Source organism: Achromobacter sp. LC458 (assembly GCF_001005835.2).
GTDB lineage: Bacteria > Pseudomonadota > Gammaproteobacteria > Burkholderiales > Burkholderiaceae_B > Achromobacter > Achromobacter spanius_B.
Window position 1 is genome coordinate 24,797 of sequence record NZ_LBHW02000029.1, and the last position, 16,511, is coordinate 41,307.

The 16,511-nt window shown below is 64.7% G+C and carries 13 protein-coding genes; 5 read left to right on the forward strand and 8 right to left on the reverse strand.

Annotated features, from left to right (window positions below; all coding sequences use genetic code 11):
• Positions 1–19 precede the first annotated feature (19 nt).
• Positions 20–640, reverse strand: coding sequence for a chorismate lyase (locus YH64_RS21285; RefSeq protein WP_046806414.1), 621 nt, complete (start codon positions 638–640; stop codon positions 20–22).
• A 56-nt stretch (positions 641–696) separates the two neighbouring features.
• On the opposite strand from YH64_RS21285, the gene YH64_RS21290 reads away from it, so the two are divergent.
• Positions 697–1,428 (forward strand): pseudouridine synthase, encoded by a 732-nt coding sequence (locus YH64_RS21290; RefSeq protein ID WP_046806415.1) that lies wholly within the window; start codon positions 697–699, stop codon positions 1,426–1,428.
• Positions 1,429–1,538: 110 nt separating this feature from the next.
• Here YH64_RS21290 and YH64_RS21295 read toward each other — a convergent pair whose 3' ends face one another.
• Entirely contained in the window at positions 1,539–2,444 is a 906-nt protein-coding gene (locus YH64_RS21295; RefSeq protein WP_046806416.1) for a LysR family transcriptional regulator, read from the reverse strand.
• 271 nt (positions 2,445–2,715) lie between these two features.
• Between YH64_RS21295 and YH64_RS21300 the strand changes: the two genes are divergently transcribed.
• The 3 genes from YH64_RS21300 to adeC are packed head-to-tail and all read left to right on the forward strand — an operon-like array spanning position 2,716 to position 8,584.
• Complete coding sequence (locus tag YH64_RS21300; RefSeq protein ID WP_104144953.1) at positions 2,716–3,891, forward strand: efflux RND transporter periplasmic adaptor subunit; 1,176 nt, start codon at positions 2,716–2,718, stop codon at positions 3,889–3,891.
• Between the two features lie 14 nt (positions 3,892–3,905).
• Complete coding sequence (locus tag YH64_RS21305; protein WP_046806418.1) at positions 3,906–7,085, forward strand: efflux RND transporter permease subunit; 3,180 nt, start codon at positions 3,906–3,908, stop codon at positions 7,083–7,085.
• Entirely contained in the window at positions 7,085–8,584 is a 1,500-nt protein-coding gene (adeC, locus tag YH64_RS21310; RefSeq protein WP_046806419.1) for an AdeC/AdeK/OprM family multidrug efflux complex outer membrane factor, read from the forward strand. Before YH64_RS21305 ends, adeC begins: the two co-directional genes overlap by 1 nt.
• Before the next feature lie 79 nt (positions 8,585–8,663).
• Here the strand turns inward: adeC and YH64_RS21315 are convergent, their stop codons facing one another.
• Both YH64_RS21315 and YH64_RS21320 read right to left on the reverse strand, forming a co-directional pair.
• Positions 8,664–8,915, reverse strand: coding sequence for a GlsB/YeaQ/YmgE family stress response membrane protein (locus tag YH64_RS21315; protein WP_046806420.1), 252 nt, complete (start codon positions 8,913–8,915; stop codon positions 8,664–8,666).
• 136 nt (positions 8,916–9,051) lie between these two features.
• Positions 9,052–9,666, reverse strand: a complete 615-nt coding sequence (locus tag YH64_RS21320; RefSeq protein ID WP_046806421.1) for an SCO family protein — start codon at positions 9,664–9,666, stop codon at positions 9,052–9,054.
• Between the two features lie 303 nt (positions 9,667–9,969).
• On the opposite strand from YH64_RS21320, the gene YH64_RS21325 reads away from it, so the two are divergent.
• Positions 9,970–10,728 carry a bifunctional 2-polyprenyl-6-hydroxyphenol methylase/3-demethylubiquinol 3-O-methyltransferase UbiG gene (locus YH64_RS21325; RefSeq protein WP_185975411.1) on the forward strand — a complete coding sequence of 253 codons (759 nt, stop codon included), beginning with the start codon at positions 9,970–9,972 and terminating at the stop codon, positions 10,726–10,728.
• Positions 10,729–10,951: 223 nt separating this feature from the next.
• On the opposite strand, the gene YH64_RS21330 is transcribed toward YH64_RS21325, so the two are convergent.
• The 4 genes from YH64_RS21330 to YH64_RS21345 form a co-directional block, all read right to left on the reverse strand.
• A complete protein-coding gene (locus YH64_RS21330) occupies positions 10,952–13,018 on the reverse strand; it encodes a M3 family metallopeptidase (protein WP_046806422.1) in 2,067 nt (688 codons plus the stop codon).
• Positions 13,019–13,218: 200 nt separating this feature from the next.
• Positions 13,219–14,070 carry a bifunctional methylenetetrahydrofolate dehydrogenase/methenyltetrahydrofolate cyclohydrolase FolD gene (gene folD, locus YH64_RS21335; RefSeq protein ID WP_046806423.1) on the reverse strand — a complete coding sequence of 284 codons (852 nt, stop codon included), beginning with the start codon at positions 14,068–14,070 and terminating at the stop codon, positions 13,219–13,221.
• Positions 14,067–14,693 carry a response regulator transcription factor gene (locus YH64_RS21340; protein ID WP_006219003.1) on the reverse strand — a complete coding sequence of 209 codons (627 nt, stop codon included), beginning with the start codon at positions 14,691–14,693 and terminating at the stop codon, positions 14,067–14,069. The genes folD and YH64_RS21340 overlap by 4 nt, the downstream gene beginning before the upstream one ends.
• Positions 14,690–16,444 (reverse strand): PAS domain S-box protein, encoded by a 1,755-nt coding sequence (locus tag YH64_RS21345; RefSeq protein WP_006219004.1) that lies wholly within the window; start codon positions 16,442–16,444, stop codon positions 14,690–14,692. Before YH64_RS21345 ends, YH64_RS21340 begins: the two co-directional genes overlap by 4 nt.
• Positions 16,445–16,511: the final 67 nt, after the last annotated feature.

Consider the following 16,511-nt stretch of genomic DNA (forward strand, 5'->3'; position numbering starts at 1 on the left):
GCGTGCCTGCCGGCTACGGTTATCGCGCCGTGCGCTGATGCGGCACCAGCGGGGGCGTGGGCTGGCCGGCGATCACATCCCAGAAGCCGGGCAGGAAGCACTCGGCCACCAGCAGCGGCTGGCCCTGGCGCCAGAAGACGGACCGTCTTGCCCACACGCGGTGGGCGTCTTGCGAGTGGCCGTCGGTGGGCAGCACGTCGCGCGCCGTGGCGTAGAACGGCACGGGCGAGGCCAGGCGGCGGCAGGCAAAGCGGGAACGGATGACGGTGCTGTCGTGATACAGCATGTCGGCCAGCGGCCGGGTCAGCAGGCGGCGCATGCCTTGCCACGCGCCATGCGATGCGCGTAGCGGCGTCAGGCTGCGGGCGGGCACGCTGTCCACGCCGTTCACCGACATCAGCACTTCGCGGATCCAGACCGGCGAGCCGGGCGCGATGCCCATGGCGCGGGCTTCGTCGGGCGGCGCGCCGTCGGCGTATTCGGCCAGCACGCGCAGGCGCACCTGGCCTACCTGGCGCAGGCCGGCGGTCAGGGCGCCGGGGCGAAACAGCCAGTGGCGCATGGCGGGGGGCAGGACGGGTGGCGCGACGGCCAGCCAGCCGGGAGCAAGCGGGGGGAGATGGGCGGCGGGTTTCATCATGGCTGCGTATTATGCCAAGCCCGAAGGGCGGCTCGCCAACGCATACAATACCGGCCATGGAAAAAGTACGAATCTCCAAGCTCATGTCCGAGCGCGGACTTTGCTCGCGCCGCGAGGCCGACAGCTATATCGAACGCGGCTGGGTCCGCGTGGACGGCGAAGTGGTGTCCGAACTGGGCGCCAAGGCGTTTCCGGATCAGGTCATCACGCTAGAGCGCGCCGCGCAGGCGCGCCAGACCTCGCGCGTGACCATCCTGATCAACAAGCCGGTGGGATATGTGTCCGGCCAGGCCGAAAAAGGCTATACGCCCGCCGTGGCGTTGATCGACTCGCGCTCGCGCTTTGCCGGCGACCGCCATCCGCAGCGCTTTGAACGCGCGCACCTGGACGGCCTGGCGGTGGCGGGGCGGTTGGACATCGATTCGCAAGGCTTGCTGGTGCTGACGCAAGACGGTCGCATCGCCAAGCACCTGATCGGCGAAGACTCCAGCGTGGACAAGGAATACCTGGTGCGGGTGCAGGGCGATTTGCCCGACCGTGGCCTGGAACTGCTGAATCACGGCCTGTCGTTGGACGGCAAGGCGCTGAAGCCCGCCCATGTGCGCTGGCAAAACCACGACCAGCTGCGCTTCGTGCTGCGCGAAGGCAAAAAACGCCAGATCCGCCGCATGTGCGAACTGGTCGGGCTGAAAGTCGTGGGCCTGAAGCGCGTGCGCATCGGCCGCGTGTCGCTGGGCGACCTGCCGCTTGGGCAGTGGCGGTATCTGCGCGACGACGAGGGCTTTTAATCCCGCTGTCGTTCAGCAACTAGTCAGCCCGGGCCCGCCCGGGCTGTTCTTTCTGGCCGACAAGTGAATTCGGGCGTCAGCAGATTTTTCAGTCTGTTTCGAACCTGCCGTTATTTCATGAAGGCGGGCGTATCCTTCGCTTGCCCATTGCTGCCCAGGCGCTCCATCAGGAATTCGATGAAGATCCGGGTCTTGGCCGGCAGCAGCCGCGTCTCGGTCACGGCATAGACAGGGAAGGGGCCCAGTTGCCAGTCCGGCAATACGCGCCGCAACTGCCCTGATTGCTGTTCAGCCGTCTGGCCGCCCACCAGCACCGCGATGCCCGCGCCCAGCATGGCCAGCCGCCGCGCCATGGCGACGCCGTTGACCGAAAACCGGTTGCCCGGCGTGAATTCGATGTGTTGATCGCCGTTGCTGAGCGGCCATCGCGTCACGCGGCCCGCGCCTTCCGCGCGGAACTCAATGCACTCATGGCGAGTCAAGTCACTGGGATGTTTGGGTTCTCCGTGTTTTTCCAGGTAGTCGTGCGAGGCATACAGGTGGGCGGGCAGCATGCCCAGCAGCCGGGCGATTTGCGTCGAGTCGGGCAGGTCGCCGATTTCGATTGAGATATCGCAGGTCTGGAACACGCGCGAGGCGTGGTCCGGGTTTGCCAGGTCCAGGAAAAACGTGACGTCGGGATAGCGGCGGGAGAACTCCATGAACGATTCAGCCAGGAAGTCGGTGCCGAAATCCGCGGGCATGTTGACCCGCAGCGGCCCGGCCGGCGTGTCGACCAGCTTTTGCAGTTCTTCATGGGCGATCTGCGCCTCGGCCACGATGCGCTGGCAGCGTTCGAAGTACAGCCGCCCGGCATCGGTCAGCTCTACCTTCCGGGTGGTGCGGCTCAACAAGCGCAGCCCCACCGATTTTTCCAATTCGGCCACCTGGCGAGACAAGGTCGATTTCGGCACGCCCAGCGTTGCTGCAGCGCGGCTAAAACTACGTGTCTTGGCCACTTCGACGAAGAGTTCCATGCCTTGTAAGCGTTTCATGTCGAGATTCTTTCACAGACTTGGTGTGGGAAATTGTCCCATAAATGGAATGATGTTTTCTTTATCCGCCCCTTTGTTTCTGGGGCGGGATAACTCAGAATGCGGGTTCTGCAATGCAGCAATGCAATAAAGCCCTCTTGCGTTTTCAATGCCAATCCACCCATTCGATGCACAAGACCTTCCCCTTATCGTGGGCGGAGGCGGGCTCCTTTTTTGTCGGAAATCGGGAATATCTATGAATAAGAAAAGCGCTATGTGGCGCAGCGCGGCAGTGCTCACGCTGACGGCATCGGCTCTCACCCTGGCCGCTTGCGGCAAGAAACAAGACGCACCGCAAGCGGGCAAACCGCAAGTGACCGTGGTGACCCTGACCACGCAACCCGTTTCCCTGACCACCGAACTGCCGGGCCGCACGTCCGCGTTCCGCGTGGCCGAAGTGCGGCCCCAGGTGAACGGCATCGTGCAAAAGCGCCTGTTCACCGAAGGCGGCGAGGTCAAGGCCGGCCAGCAGCTCTATCAGATCGACCCGGCGCTGTACCAAGCCAGCCTCGACAGCCAGAAGGCTGCGCTGGCCCGCGCCCAGGCGCAGCAGAAGACGGCAGCCTTGCTGGCCGAACGCTACAAGCCGCTGGTGGCCACGCGCGCCGTCAGCCAACAGACCTACGACAACGCCGTGGCGTCGCGCGACCAGGCGGCGGCCGATGTGCTGTCGGCCAAGGCCGCGCTGGATACGGCGCGCATCAACCTCGTCTACACCAAGGTGCTGTCGCCCATCGACGGCATCATCGGCCGTTCCGCGGTGACCGAAGGCGCGCTGGTCACGGCCAACCAGACCGCCGCCCTGGCGTCGGTGCAGCAGATTGACCCGATCTACGTCGACGTGACGCAGTCCAGCGTGCAGCTGCTGCGCTTGCAGGACGCGCTGGCCAGCGGCCAGCTGAAGAAGGCCGATGGCGAACAAGCCGCGCTGGTGTCGCTGACCCTGGAAGACGGCTCGCAATACAAGCAGACCGGCAAGCTGCAATTCTCGGAAGTCACGGTGGACCAGGGCACCGGTTCCATCACGTTGCGCGCGGTGTTCCCGAACCCCGACCGGCGCCTGTTGCCCGGCATGTTCGTGCGCGCGCGGCTGGCTGACGGCGTGGCCGCCGACGGGCTGCTGGTGCCGCAACGCGGCGTGACGCGCAACCAGCGTGGCCTGCCGACGGCGCTTGTCGTCAATGACAAGAACCAGGTCGAGCTGCGCCAACTGACGACCGACCGCGCCATTGGCGACAAGTGGCTGGTTACCGACGGCCTGGCCGCCGGCGACAAGGTGATCGTGGAAGGCTTGCAAATGGTGCGTCCGGGCGTCGAAGTCGTCGCTACCGAGGCTGGCGCCAACGCACAGCAGCCGCAGGCGGCCAATGCCGCCCCGGCCAAGCAGTAATCAGGGAGCCTTGCATGGCAAAGTTTTTTATCGATAGGCCGGTATTCGCGTGGGTGATCGCGATTGTGCTGATGATGGCCGGTGCGCTGTCCATCCTGCAATTGCCGGTCTCGCAGTACCCCAACATCGCCCCGCCGGCGATCGGCATCGCGGTGACCTACCCGGGTGCGTCCGCGCAAACCGTGCAGGACACCGTGGTGCAGGTCATCGAACAGCAGATGAACGGGCTGGACGGCTTGCAGTACATCTCGTCGGAAAGCAATTCCGACGGCAGCATGTCCATCACGCTGACGTTCAAGCAGGGCACCAACCCGGACACGGCGCAGGTGCAGGTGCAGAACAAGCTGGCGCTGGCGCAGCCTTTGTTGCCGCAGGAAGTGCAGCAGCAGGGCATCCGCGTCACCAAGGCCACGAAGAACTTCCTGATCGTGGCGGGCTTCGTGTCCACCGACGGCACGATGACCAAGGACGACCTGGCCGACTACGTGGCCTCGTACGTACAGGACCCCATCAGCCGCACGCAAGGCGTGGGTGACTTCCAGCTGTTCGGCTCGCAGTACGCGATGCGGATCTGGCTGGACCCGGCCAAGCTCGTGAACTACGGGCTGACCACGGTGGACGTGGTGACGGCGATCAAGGAACAGAACGTGCAGGTGTCGTCCGGCCAGCTGGGCGGCCTGCCGTCCGTGCGCGGGCAGCAATTGAACGCCACCATCATCGGGCCGTCGCGCCTGGAGAAGCCGGAAGACTTCGGCCGCATCCTGCTCAAGGTCAATGCCGATGGCTCGCAAGTGCGTCTGGGCGATGTCTCGCGCATTGAACTGGGTGGGCAGACCTACGCCATCGACAGCTTCTACAACGGCAAGCCCGCCTCGGGCCTGGCGATCAAGCTGGCCCCGGGCGCCAACGCGCTGGACACGGCGCAGGCGGTGCGCGACACCATCAACAATCTGAAGCCGTACTTCCCGCCGGGCATGGACGTCGTCTATCCGTACGACACGACGCCGTTCGTCAGCTTGTCGATCCATGAAGTGTTCAAGACGCTGGTCGAAGCCATCATCCTGGTCTTCCTGGTGATGTACCTGTTCTTGCAGAACTTCCGCGCCACCATCATCCCCACGCTGGCCGTGCCGGTGGTGTTGCTGGGTACGTTCGGCGTGCTGGCCGCGTTCGGTTATTCCATCAACACCTTGACGATGTTCGGCATGGTGCTGGCCATTGGTCTGTTGGTGGACGATGCGATCGTGGTGGTGGAAAACGTGGAGCGGGTGATGGCCGAAGAGGGCTTGACGCCCAAGCAGGCCACGCGCAAATCCATGGGCCAGATCACGGGCGCGCTGATCGGTATTGCCATGGTGCTGGCCGCCGTGTTCATCCCGATGGCGTTCTTCGGCGGCTCCACCGGCGTGATCTACCGCCAGTTCTCGATCACGATCGTGTCCTCGATGGTGTTGTCGGTGCTGGTTGCCATCGTCTTCACGCCGGCCTTGTGCGCCACCTTGCTCAAGCCGATCCCCAAGGGCCATCACGGTACGAAGAAGGGTTTCTTCGGCTGGTTCAACCGCTCGTTCGAGCGCAGCAGCAACGGCTATGCCAATACGGTCGCGCGCGGGCTGAACCGCACCAAGCGGCTGATGGTCGTGTACCTGGCCTTGGTCATTGCCATGGGCTGGCTGTTCACGCGTATTCCCACGGCGTTCCTGCCGGCCGAGGACCAGGGCATCTTGTTCGCCCAGATCCAGACGCCCGCCGGCGCCACCGCCGAAGCCACCAAGGCCGTCATCGACGACGCGACCAAGTACCTGCTGACCGAGGAAAAGGACGCCGTGACATCGGTGTTCGCCGTCAACGGCTTTAACTTCGGCGGCCGTGGCCAGAACGCGTCCATCCTGTTCATCAAGCTGCGCGACTGGGAAGAACGCGGCGACGCCAGGCTTAAGGCCGGCGCCGTGGCGGCACGCGCCAACGCGCACTTTGGCAAGACCGAGCGCCGCGCGCAACTGTTCGTGGTGCCGCCGCCGTCCGTGATGGAATTGGGCAACGTCACCGGCTTTGACTTCCAGCTGATGGACCGCGCCGGCGTGGGCCACGAAAAGCTGCTTGCCGCGCGCAACCAGCTGCTGGGCGAAGCCGCCAAGAGCCCGGTGCTGGTGGGCGTGCGTCCCAACGGCATCGAAGACGCACCGCAGTACCAACTGGATATCGACCGCGAAAAAGCGCGTGCGCTGGGCGTGGCCGTGTCGGACATCAACAGCACGCTGGCCACGGCGTGGGGGTCGTCGTACGTCAACGACTTCATCGACCGGGGCCGCGTGAAGAAGGTGTTCGCGCAGGGCGAGGCATCCTCGCGCATGCTGCCGGAAGACCTGAACAAATGGTACGTGCGCAACAATGCGGGCGACATGGTGCCGTTCTCGGCGTTCTCGAAAGCCACGTGGAGCTTCGGCCCGCAAAAGCTGAACCGCTATAACGGCGTGCCGTCCTACAACATCCAGGGCCAGGCGGCGCCGGGTTATAGCTCGGGCGCGGCCATGGAAGAAATGGAAAAGCTGGCGGCCAAGCTGCCGGTGGGCGTGGGCTTTGAATGGACGGGACTGTCGTTCGAAGAACGCCTGTCCGGTTCGCAGGCACCGGCGCTGTACGCCATTTCGTTGATCGTGGTGTTCCTGTGCCTGGCCGCGTTGTATGAAAGCTGGTCCATCCCGACGGCGGTGATGCTGGTGGTGCCGCTGGGCATTATCGGCGTGCTGCTGGCGACGCTGGCACGCGGCCTGTCCAACGACGTGTACTTCCAGGTGGGGCTGTTGACCACGGTGGGGCTGGCGGCCAAGAACGCGATTCTGATCGTGGAATTTGCCAAGGAACACTTCGAGGCAGGCGCAAGCCTGACGGAGTCGGCCATCCACGCCGCCCGCCAACGCTTGCGCCCCATCCTGATGACGTCGCTGGCGTTCATCTTGGGCGTGACGCCGCTGGCGATTTCGTCGGGCGCCGGTTCGGGCAGCCAGAACGCCATCGGCACGGGCGTGATCGGCGGCATGCTGACCGGCACGTTCCTGGCCATCTTCTTTGTTCCGGCTTTCTTCGTCATCATGCTGCGCGTCTTCAAGGTCAAGCGCATGAGCGAAAACCAAGACAAGCACGACACCAGCGCCAACGGCTCGCAGGAAGTGTCCGCCGAAGGACAACCGTAATGAAACTTCAGATGAGAACCTTGTTGTCTGTTTCCCTGGCGGCGGCCCTGGCGGGCTGCTCGCTGGCCCCGACCTACGAACGGCCCGACGCGCCCGTCAGCGCCAACTATCCCACGGGCGATGCCTACAAGGCCGATGGCTCGCAACTGGCGCAGGGCATGTCCACCGCCGACGTCGGCTGGCGCGACTTCTTCAGCGACCCGCTGCTGCAACAGCTGATCGAACTGTCGCTGGCCAACAACCGCGACCTGCGCGTGGCCGCGTTGAACGTGGAAGCGGCGCGTGCACAGTACCGTATTCAGCGTGCCGACCTGCTGCCCAGCGTGGGCGTGGCCGGCAAGGAAACCGCGCAGCGCACGCCGGCCGACCTGTCGCCCAGCGGCAGCGCCACCACCAGCCACAACTACCAGGTGGGCGCCGCACTGTCGGCCTGGGAACTGGACCTGTTCGGCCGTATCCGCAGCCTGAGCGACAAGGCGCTGGAGTCCTATCTGGCGCTGGACGAAACGCGCACGGCCACGCAGCTGACGCTGATTGCCGAAGTGGCCAATGCCTACCTGACCTTGCGCGCCGACCAGGAATTGCTGGGCCTGACGCGTGACACGCTAAAGAGCCAGGAAGATTCGTTCAAGCTCACGCAGCAAAGCTACGACCAGGGGCTGTCCACGGCGCTGGACCTGAGCCAGGCGGAAGTGTCGCTGCGCACGGCCCAGCGCAACCTGTCGCAATACACGCGCCAGGCCGCGCAGGACCGCAATGCGTTGACGCTGCTGGTGGGCCAGCCGATGTCGCCGGAAATGGTGGCGGCGCTGGACCAGGCCGTAAAGCTGGATGACGGCATGTTGCCCACGACCTTGCCGGCCGGCTTGCCGTCGGATCTGTTGGCGCGCCGCCCGGACATCCGCGCGGCCGAACATCAGCTCAAGGGCGCCAACGCCAACATCGGCGCGGCGCGCGCGGCGTTCTTTCCCACCATCAGCCTGACCGGCCAGGCGGGCACCGCCAGCGCCAGCCTGGGCGGCTTGTTCGAAGGCGGGTCGGGCGCGTGGAGCTTCGTGCCGCAGATCACCGTGCCGATCTTCGCCGGCGGTTCGCTGCAAGCGAATCTGGATTTGGCCAAGGTGCAGAAGAACATCCAGGTGGCGCAGTACGAAAGGTCCATTCAGACGGGCTTTCGTGAAGTGGCCGACGCCCTGGCCGGGCGCGGCACGCTGGACGACCAGATCCAGGCGCAGCGCTTGCTGGTGGACGCCAACCAGCGCGCCTACGACGTGTCGGACCAGCGTTTCCGCCAGGGCATCGACGACTACCTGAGCGTGCTGGATTCGCAGCGTTCGCTGTACACATCGCAGCAAGCGCTGGTGGATACGCGGCTGGCCCGGCTGTCCAACTTGGTTACCTTGTACAAGGTGCTGGGCGGCGGTTGGACCGAGCGCACGGTCACGGCTACGACCGCGCAGGGGTCGGGCGCGGGCGCGAGCGCAGGCTCGGGTTCGTAACCGCAACGGACTCGCCAAAAACAAAACGGGCCGATCGAAAGATCGGCCCGTTTTTTATTGATGCTTGCCTGGCAGGGCGTCAGGTGCGCTTGCGGGCGACAAGGCCAACCACGAACAGCACGATGATGGCGCCCACAACCGAGGCGATCCAGCCAGCCGGTTCGCCCTCTGCGTACCAACCCATCGTCTGACCCAGGAAACCGGCAACCACGGCGCCGACGATACCCAGGATGGTGGTCATGATGATCCCCATGTTCTGGTCTCCGGGCATGATGGCGCGGGCGATCAAGCCCACGATGAACCCGACGATGATCATGATGATAATGCTCATGCGCATACTCCTTGCTTTATTAAAAGGGGGCGATGTGCACTGATGATACTCACGCTTTTTGGGGGGCGGCTGTAACAACTGGTATGTGGCGCGGCCATGCAACAAGTCGGGCAATCGGGCCTGGATGGTGTCCGGATCAGGAGGTAATGTCGATCAGTTGGGCGACGTCCTTGGTCAGCGCCGAGACGCTGTCGGTGTCAGACGCCAGCAGCCGCGCGTGGCCGTCCTTGTCGAAAATGTACACGCCACGGCTGTGCGTGACCTCGTACATGTCGGCGTCGTCGCCCGGGCGCGGCTTTTCAATCTGGTAGGCCACGCGGTAGCGCCGAGCCAGGTCGGCGATCTGTTTTTCGTCGCCCGTCACGCCGATGGCGTTGTTGTTGAAGGCGTTGACGTAGGCTTGCAGGATGTCGGGCGTGTCGCGGTGCGGGTCGACGCTGACGAACACGATGCGCACGTTCTTGGCCTTGTCGCCCAGGTTTTGCAGCACGGCCGTCAACTGCGCCATGGTGGTGGGGCAGATGTCCGGGCAACTGGCGTAGCCGAAGAACAGCATGACCGTCTTGCCCTTCAGGTCGTCGCTGCTGATGGTCTTGCCGCCCGCGCCGGGCAGCGAGAATTTCAGGTCGGGCAGATGCCCCTTGACGTTGTACAGCGTCCAGTCCACGTTCCGATCGCCGCAGGCGGCAAGAAACACGCAAAGGGCCAACAGCAGACCACGCCAGGCGCGGCCGGTAATGAGGTGTCGCATGAGTCTCAGGAAAGGCCGAAAGAGTTGTAGGAGCAATCCGTCCCGGATCAAGCCGGTCAAACCCTTTGATTCTACCTGCATGGATGCGGCGGGCCGGCGGCCGGCCAGGGGCACGGGGCGTTGGGCGCGCCCGGTTCTTGTCCTGGCGCAAACATCCGCTTCGGCCTGGGGCCCCGGGCCGATTTGTGAAGCTTTGTGGGGAGTGTGTTTGAGATGTCGCAAAGTCATTCCATCGACGATGCGCGCGGTCTATATTCAGAGCCTCGTCAGTAACGCAGCTACAGGAAGGTCCTGAACGTGGATATGGCATCCGGCACGGCAATTCGTTATCCGTTGTTCCCGTATTACCCCGCAGTAATCGACATCCTGCATAACCGCAACGCCGGCCGCGTGCTGGACGCGCCCTGCGGAACAGGCTGGCTGGGCGATATGCTCTCGGCCCAGGGCAGCCGGCAAATTGCCGTGGACGGCGTAGGCCTGTGGGAATTTCCGCCCGCCGACGCCGGCTATCAGTCAGTCACCGAGCACGATCTGGACACGCCCCTGAAGGTGGACACCGCCTACGACGCGGTGGTGTGCTGCGAGGCGATCCACCTGATGACCAACCCGGGCGTGCTGGCGCAGAGCCTGTACCAGGCGCTGCGGCCGGGCGGTACCTTGATCGTCACCACCCCAAATACGTGGTATCTGCGGTCCCGGTGGCAATTTCTGATGCGCGGGTTTCATTCCGGCTTTCGCCCCATGGTGGGCAAGCAGCGCGGCGTGGATTACATCGCGTATTTTCCGTTCAGCTTTCCGCAACTGCACCTGCTGCTGACGCATTACGGCTACACGGACATTACGCTGCATGAAGTCAACGAGCCCAAGCCCAAGCGCATGATCGAGCGTCTGCTGGCCGTGCCGTCGCGCCTGTATTACCGAGGCCGGGTGAAGGGGGCCGAGAACGAAGACGTGCGTCGATTCTGGAAGCAGGCCGGGTCGGATCAGTCGGTGTATGGACGCTGGCTGGTGGTGTCGGCGCGTCGTCCGGACGAGCCGATGTTTGCGCAGACGCAGGCGTAGGCGACGGGGAAAGGCGAAGCGAAGTCGAAGCCGAAGTCGAAGTCGAAGTCGAAGTCGAAGTCGAAGCCGTAGCCCTAGCCCTAGCCGTAGCCGTAGCCGTAGCCGTAGCCGTAGCCGTAGCCGTAGCCGTAGCCCTAGGCGCAGGCGCAGGCGCAGGCGCAGGCGAAAAAAAGCCCGCAGCGGATTGCAACCGCTGCGGGCTTTTCTGCGCGGGGCAGGGCGATCAGCTGCCGCTCATTCCACTGTGGCGCAGCAGGGCGTCGATGCGAGGCGCGCGGCCGCGGAACGCGGCGAACGATTCGGCCGCCGGGCGCGAGCCGCCCACGGCCAGCACTTCGCGCCGGAAGCGCGCGCCGGTTTCCGGGTCCAGCGTGCCCAAGGGGTTGCCCGGCTGCTTGGCCGCGGCTTCCTCGAAGGCCTCGTACGCGTCGGCCGACAGCACTTCCGCCCACTTGTAGCTGTAGTAGCCCGCGCCGTAGCCGCCGGCGAACAGGTGCGAAAACGCGTGCGGCAGACGATGCCAGGACGGCGGGAACAGCACGGCCACTTCCTGGCGCACTTCCTGCAACAGCGCCAGCACTTCCGTAATGGTGGCGCCCTTGGGGCGGTCGTGCATCAACATGTCGAACAACGCGAATTCGATCTGGCGCACCGCCTGCATGCCGCTTTGGAAATTGCGCGCGGCGACCAGGCGGTCGTAAAGCGCGCGCGGCAGCGGCTCACCGGTGTCCACGTGCGCCGACAGCTTTTGCACCACGGCCCATTCCCAGCAGAAGTTCTCCATGAACTGCGACGGCAGTTCGATGGCATCCCATTCAACGCTGGCGAAGGCCGCCGCGCCGGGTTCGTCCACCTCGGACAGCAGCGCGTGCAGCGCATGACCGGTTTCGTGGAACAGCGTGATGACGTCGTCGTGCGTAAGCACGGCGGCGCGGTCGCCGTTGGGGCGCGAGAAGTTGCAGGTCAGGTAGACCACGGGCGTTTGCACGTGGCCGGCGACGACGCGGCGGGCGCGTTCGCTGTCGACCCAGGCGCCGCTTTGCTTGCCCGAGCGGGCGTACAGGTCCAGGTACAGATAGCCGATCAAGCCGCCATCCGCGCGCTCGACGCGCACGCCGCGCGCGTCGCTGTGCCAGGTGGAGACGGGCGTTTCGGTCAGGCGCACGTCGAACAGTTTTTCGATGACGTCGAACAGGCCGGCCAGCACACGCGGTTCGGTGAAGTACTGCTTCACTTCGTCTTCGGAATACGCATAGCGCGATTCGCGCAGGCGTTCCGAAGCAAAGGCCACGTCCCAGGGTTGCAGCTCGTCCAGGCCCAGTTCGCCCGTGGCGTAGGCCTTAAGTTCAGCCAGGTCGCGTTGCGCAAACGGCTTGGCGCGGGCGGCCAGGTCACGCAAAAAGACGGTGACTTCGCCGGCGTCGCGCGCCATGCGGGTCTGCAAGCGCAGCGAGGCGTAGGTGCCCAGGCCCAGCAGGCCGGATTCTTCGGCGCGCAGCGACAGCAGCTCTTCGATCAGGGGGGAATTGTCGAACTTGGCATCGCCTTGTTCGGATGCCACGGTGCCGTAGCCGCGATACAGCGCTTCGCGCAGCGTGCGGTCTTGCGCGTACTGCATCACGGGCAGGTAGCAGGGCATTTTCAGGGTCAGCTTCCAGCCCGTCTTGCCGTCTTCTTCGGCGGCGGCGCGGGCGGCGGACAGCACATCGGCCGGGATGCCGGCCAGGCGCGATTCATCGTCCACCAGCAGCGACCAGGCGTCGATGGCGTCCAGCACGTTCTCGGAAAACTTCTGCGACGCCTGCGCTTCGCGGTCGGAGATCTGCGCGTAGCGTTCGCGGTCGGCGCCTTGCAATTCCACGCCGCTCAAGCGGAAGTCGCGCAGCGCCATGTCGACGATGCGGCGGCGCACGGGCGACCACGATGCAAAGTCGGGCGCGGCGGCCAGACGCTGGTATTGCTGGTACAGGCCTTCGTGCAGCCCGACCCAGGTTGAAAATTCGGTGATCAGCGGCAGCGCGGCGTTATAGGCTTCGCGCAGTTCGGGCGTGTTGACGACAGCGTTCAAGTGGCCGGCCACCGACCAGGCGCGCCACAGGCGTTCAGAGGCGGTGTCCAGCGGTTCCACCACGGCTTCCCAGGTGGGCGCCAGCGCGGCATCGGCGGCGTGGTCCACGGCCTTGCGGGCGATGCCCAGCAGTTCTTCCACGGCCGGCACGATGTGCTCGGGCTTGACGGCCGCGTAGTCGACCAGATCGGAAACGGGGGCAAGCAAGGGGTTCTGGGTCATGGTGTTACCGGGATCGGGATGTGAAAAGGCGGGGGCGGACCCAGCACGGTGCCGAAAGAAGGCACGCGGGGCCGCAAAGACATAAGGATCAGATAGGGACGATCCGCCCGAAAGCAAGGGCAGTCAAGCCCACATGCGGCAAGGGCAACGCGCAGCCGTTGGCGGCCTGCGCATTGCCCTTGTGATGGGTCTGGAACGTGTCAGCCCGCCGCGCGTTCGGCGGCTTCGACCGTGTTGACCAGCAGCATGGCGATGGTCATGGGGCCCACGCCACCCGGCACGGGCGTGATGGCGCCGGCAACTTCCTTGGCGGACGCGAAGTCCACGTCGCCGCACAGCTTGCCGTCTTCGCCACGGTTGATGCCCACGTCGATGACCACGGCGCCGGGCTTGATCATCGAACCGTCGATCATGCCGGGCTTGCCGGTGGCCACCACCAGGACGTCGGCGCGGCGGGTCTGGGCCGCCAGGTCGCGCGTCTTGGAATTGCAGATGGTGATGGTGGCGCCAGCGGCAAGCAGCAACATGGCCATCGGCTTGCCGACGATGTTGCTGGCGCCGACGATCACGGCTTCCGCGCCGCGCAGCGTCACGCCTTCCGATTCCAGCATCTTCATCACGCCGTAGGGCGTGCAGGGGCGGAACAGCGGCTGGCCGGTCATGAGCAGGCCGGCGTTGCTGATGTGAAAGCCGTCCACGTCCTTCTCGGCCGAAATGGCTTCGATGACCTTGTGGGCATCCATGTGCTTGGGCAGCGGCAACTGCACCAGGATGCCGTGGATGGTGGGGTCCTGGTTCAACACGGCGATGCGGGCCAGCAGTTCGGCCTCGGTCATGTCGGCCGGGTACTGTTCCTTGACGGAATGCAGGCCGGCTTTTTCGCAGGCGGCAACCTTGTTGCGCACGTAAACCTGGGACGCGGGGTCCGCGCCCACCAGCACCACCGCCAAGCCGGGGCGCGTGCCCTTGGCCGCCAGGGTGGCGACGCGCTGGGCGACTTCTTCACGAATGCGCAGCGACAGGGCCGCGCCGTCAATAATCCTGGCGGTCATGCATGCGCCTCGGGTTTGGCCAAGGCCACTTTCATCAAATCAGCAACGGTAGTCACTTCCAGTTTTTCCATAATGTTGGCGCGGTGCGCCTCGACGGTCTTGATGCTGATGCCCAGGTCGTCGGCAATCTGCTTGTTCAAGCGGCCGGCGACGATGCGCTCCAGCACCTGCTGCTCGCGCGCGGTCAGGCGTGCCAGCATGGCTTCGTGGTCCTTTTGGGCCTGGTGCTTGGACACGCGCTGCGTGGCTTGCTCAAGCATGCGCGCAACGATCTCGCGCAGGTCCGATTCGTTGAAGGGCTTTTCCAGGAAGTCGACGGCGCCTTTCTTCATCGTGGAAACGGCCATGGGCACGTCGCCGTGGCCGGTGATGAAGACGATGGGTAGCGGCGCGTTGCGGGCGATAAGCTGCTCCTGGAGTTCCAGGCCGCTCATGCCGGGCATGCGCACGTCGGCGATCAGCACGCCGATCTGGCTGGCGTCGTAGTCTTCCAGGAAGGATTCGCCGCTGGCATAGGCGCGAACGCGATAGCCATTGGCTTCCAACAGCCAGCGCAGCGAATCGCGGACCGCTTCGTCGTCGTCAACTATGAATACCGTGCTCGACAGGTGGGGCGTGTTCATGCGTGCAACTCCTCGGACTGATCATTCTGGGCCTGCGGCTGGGAAGCAGCGCAGGGCAGGGTAAAGCGGAAAATAGTACCGCCAGCGGGGTTGGGGTCCGCCCACAGGCGGCCATGGTGCGATTCAATAATGGTACGGCAGATGTTCAGCCCCATGCCCAGGCCCTGGGTCTTGGTGCTGAAGAACGGTTCGAACAGGCGTTCGGGCTCGGCCAGGCCATGGCCGCGGTCCACCACGGCCACTTCTATATGTTGCTCGTGCAGGATCACGGCGACTTTCAATTCGTCCGATTCGCTGTTTTCCATGGCTTCCAGCCCGTTCTTGAGCAGGTTCAACAGCACCTGTTCGATCAGGATCGGGTCGGCCAGCACGTCGGGCGCATTCGACGGTACGAAGCTGTCGATGCGGATGCGGCGCTTGCGGGCGTCGATTTCGGCAAAGCCGATGGCGTTGTCGACAATGCGGCCAATGGCCACGCGTTGGCGGCGCGGCTCGCTGCGCTTCACGAATTCGCGGATGCGGCTGATGATCTTGCCCGCGCGTTCGGCCTGCGACGCGGCTTTTTCCAGCGCGGGCAGCAGCATGTTGGGGCTGGTGTGGCCGGCCTTGACCAGGGCGACCGCGCCCATGCTGTAGTTGGCGATGGCCGTCAGCGGCTGGTTCAGTTCGTGCGCCAGCGACGAGGCCATTTCGCCCATCGTCGTCAGGCGGCTGGTCAGCTGGATCTTTTCCTGCTGTACGCGGGACGCTTCTTCGTGGCCACGGCGCTCGGTGATGTCGCGCGCCACCTGCATGCGCACGCGGCGGCCGTCCGTCCAGGCCAGCATGCGGTGGTGCACTTCAAACCAGCGCTGCACCGACGGCGCGAACACTTCCACGGATTCATCGGTGAAGCGGCCACGGCGGCCGGCCAGCAGTTCGTCGTGGCCGCCCGTCTGCGCGCCAAACACGCGGCGATAGGTGCGGTTGGCAAACAGCAATTCCAGGCCGTCGTGGGTGTCCGCCGTGACCGAGATGGCGTCGTCCAGGCCTTCCAGCACGGTCATGAAGCGTTCGTGCGCGGCCGTCAGGGCTTCGCGGATGCGCTTGGGTTCGGTGATGTCGGTCATCGACGTCATCCAGCCGATCTGGTTGCCGTTCGGGTCCAGCAGCGGCGACACATACATGCGCGCGGTGAAGCGCGACCCGTCGCGGCGTTGCGCTTCCACTTCCAGGCCGCTGCTGGGCGTCTTGCCCGACATCAGCACGTCCAGCGTGTGCTGGTGTTGTTCATGGCGGCCGGGCACCCAATAAGGAAAGGGCGGGCTGCGGCCGATCAGGTCGGCTTCGTTCCAGCCGATCATGCGGCAGAACGCCGGGTTCACGTAGGCGATGCGGCCTTCCATATCCAGCACGCGCATGCCGGTGGACATGGAATTTTCCATGGCGCGGCGAAAGCCGGTCTCGGCGATGAGCGCGGCTTCGGCGGTGGATCGAAAGCGGGTATAGCGCCACAGCATCAGCAGGCTGATGACGATCACGCAGGACAATGCCAGCACCACCCATATCAGGCGCTGCTGGCGCATTTCCTGGTCGATCGTCACAAACATGACGCTATCGTCATGAATGCGTTGCAGCCAGAAGAACACCCCCATCACACAGATGTACAGGATCAGCACCATGGCAGGCGTGACCCAATACACGCCGCGGCGGCGAGTGCGGGCGTGATCGTGGAACGGCGTAGGAATATTGGACTTGGGCGCGCTGGACATGGAATTCGGGCCAGATAGACCGCGCATTTTAGTGCGTGTTGGGCGGGAATTGCCGGGAATCAAGCCC

What these genes read in the sequence shown, in the direction of transcription:
- YH64_RS21285 (WP_046806414.1), bottom strand. Translation starts at nt 640, where the DNA reads ATGATGAAACCCGCCGCCCATCTCCCCCCGCTTGCTCCCGGCTGGCTG.
- YH64_RS21290 (WP_046806415.1), top strand. Translation starts at nt 697, where the DNA reads ATGGAAAAAGTACGAATCTCCAAGCTCATGTCCGAGCGCGGACTTTGC.
- YH64_RS21295 (WP_046806416.1), bottom strand. Translation starts at nt 2,444, where the DNA reads ATGGAACTCTTCGTCGAAGTGGCCAAGACACGTAGTTTTAGCCGCGCT.
- YH64_RS21300 (WP_104144953.1), top strand. Translation starts at nt 2,716, where the DNA reads ATGTGGCGCAGCGCGGCAGTGCTCACGCTGACGGCATCGGCTCTCACC.
- YH64_RS21305 (WP_046806418.1), top strand. Translation starts at nt 3,906, where the DNA reads ATGGCAAAGTTTTTTATCGATAGGCCGGTATTCGCGTGGGTGATCGCG.
- adeC (WP_046806419.1), top strand. Translation starts at nt 7,085, where the DNA reads ATGAAACTTCAGATGAGAACCTTGTTGTCTGTTTCCCTGGCGGCGGCC.
- YH64_RS21315 (WP_046806420.1), bottom strand. Translation starts at nt 8,915, where the DNA reads ATGAGCATTATCATCATGATCATCGTCGGGTTCATCGTGGGCTTGATC.
- YH64_RS21320 (WP_046806421.1), bottom strand. Translation starts at nt 9,666, where the DNA reads ATGCGACACCTCATTACCGGCCGCGCCTGGCGTGGTCTGCTGTTGGCC.
- YH64_RS21325 (WP_185975411.1), top strand. Translation starts at nt 9,970, where the DNA reads ATGGCATCCGGCACGGCAATTCGTTATCCGTTGTTCCCGTATTACCCC.
- YH64_RS21330 (WP_046806422.1), bottom strand. Translation starts at nt 13,018, where the DNA reads ATGACCCAGAACCCCTTGCTTGCCCCCGTTTCCGATCTGGTCGACTAC.
- folD (WP_046806423.1), bottom strand. Translation starts at nt 14,070, where the DNA reads ATGACCGCCAGGATTATTGACGGCGCGGCCCTGTCGCTGCGCATTCGT.
- YH64_RS21340 (WP_006219003.1), bottom strand. Translation starts at nt 14,693, where the DNA reads ATGAACACGCCCCACCTGTCGAGCACGGTATTCATAGTTGACGACGAC.
- YH64_RS21345 (WP_006219004.1), bottom strand. Translation starts at nt 16,444, where the DNA reads ATGTCCAGCGCGCCCAAGTCCAATATTCCTACGCCGTTCCACGATCAC.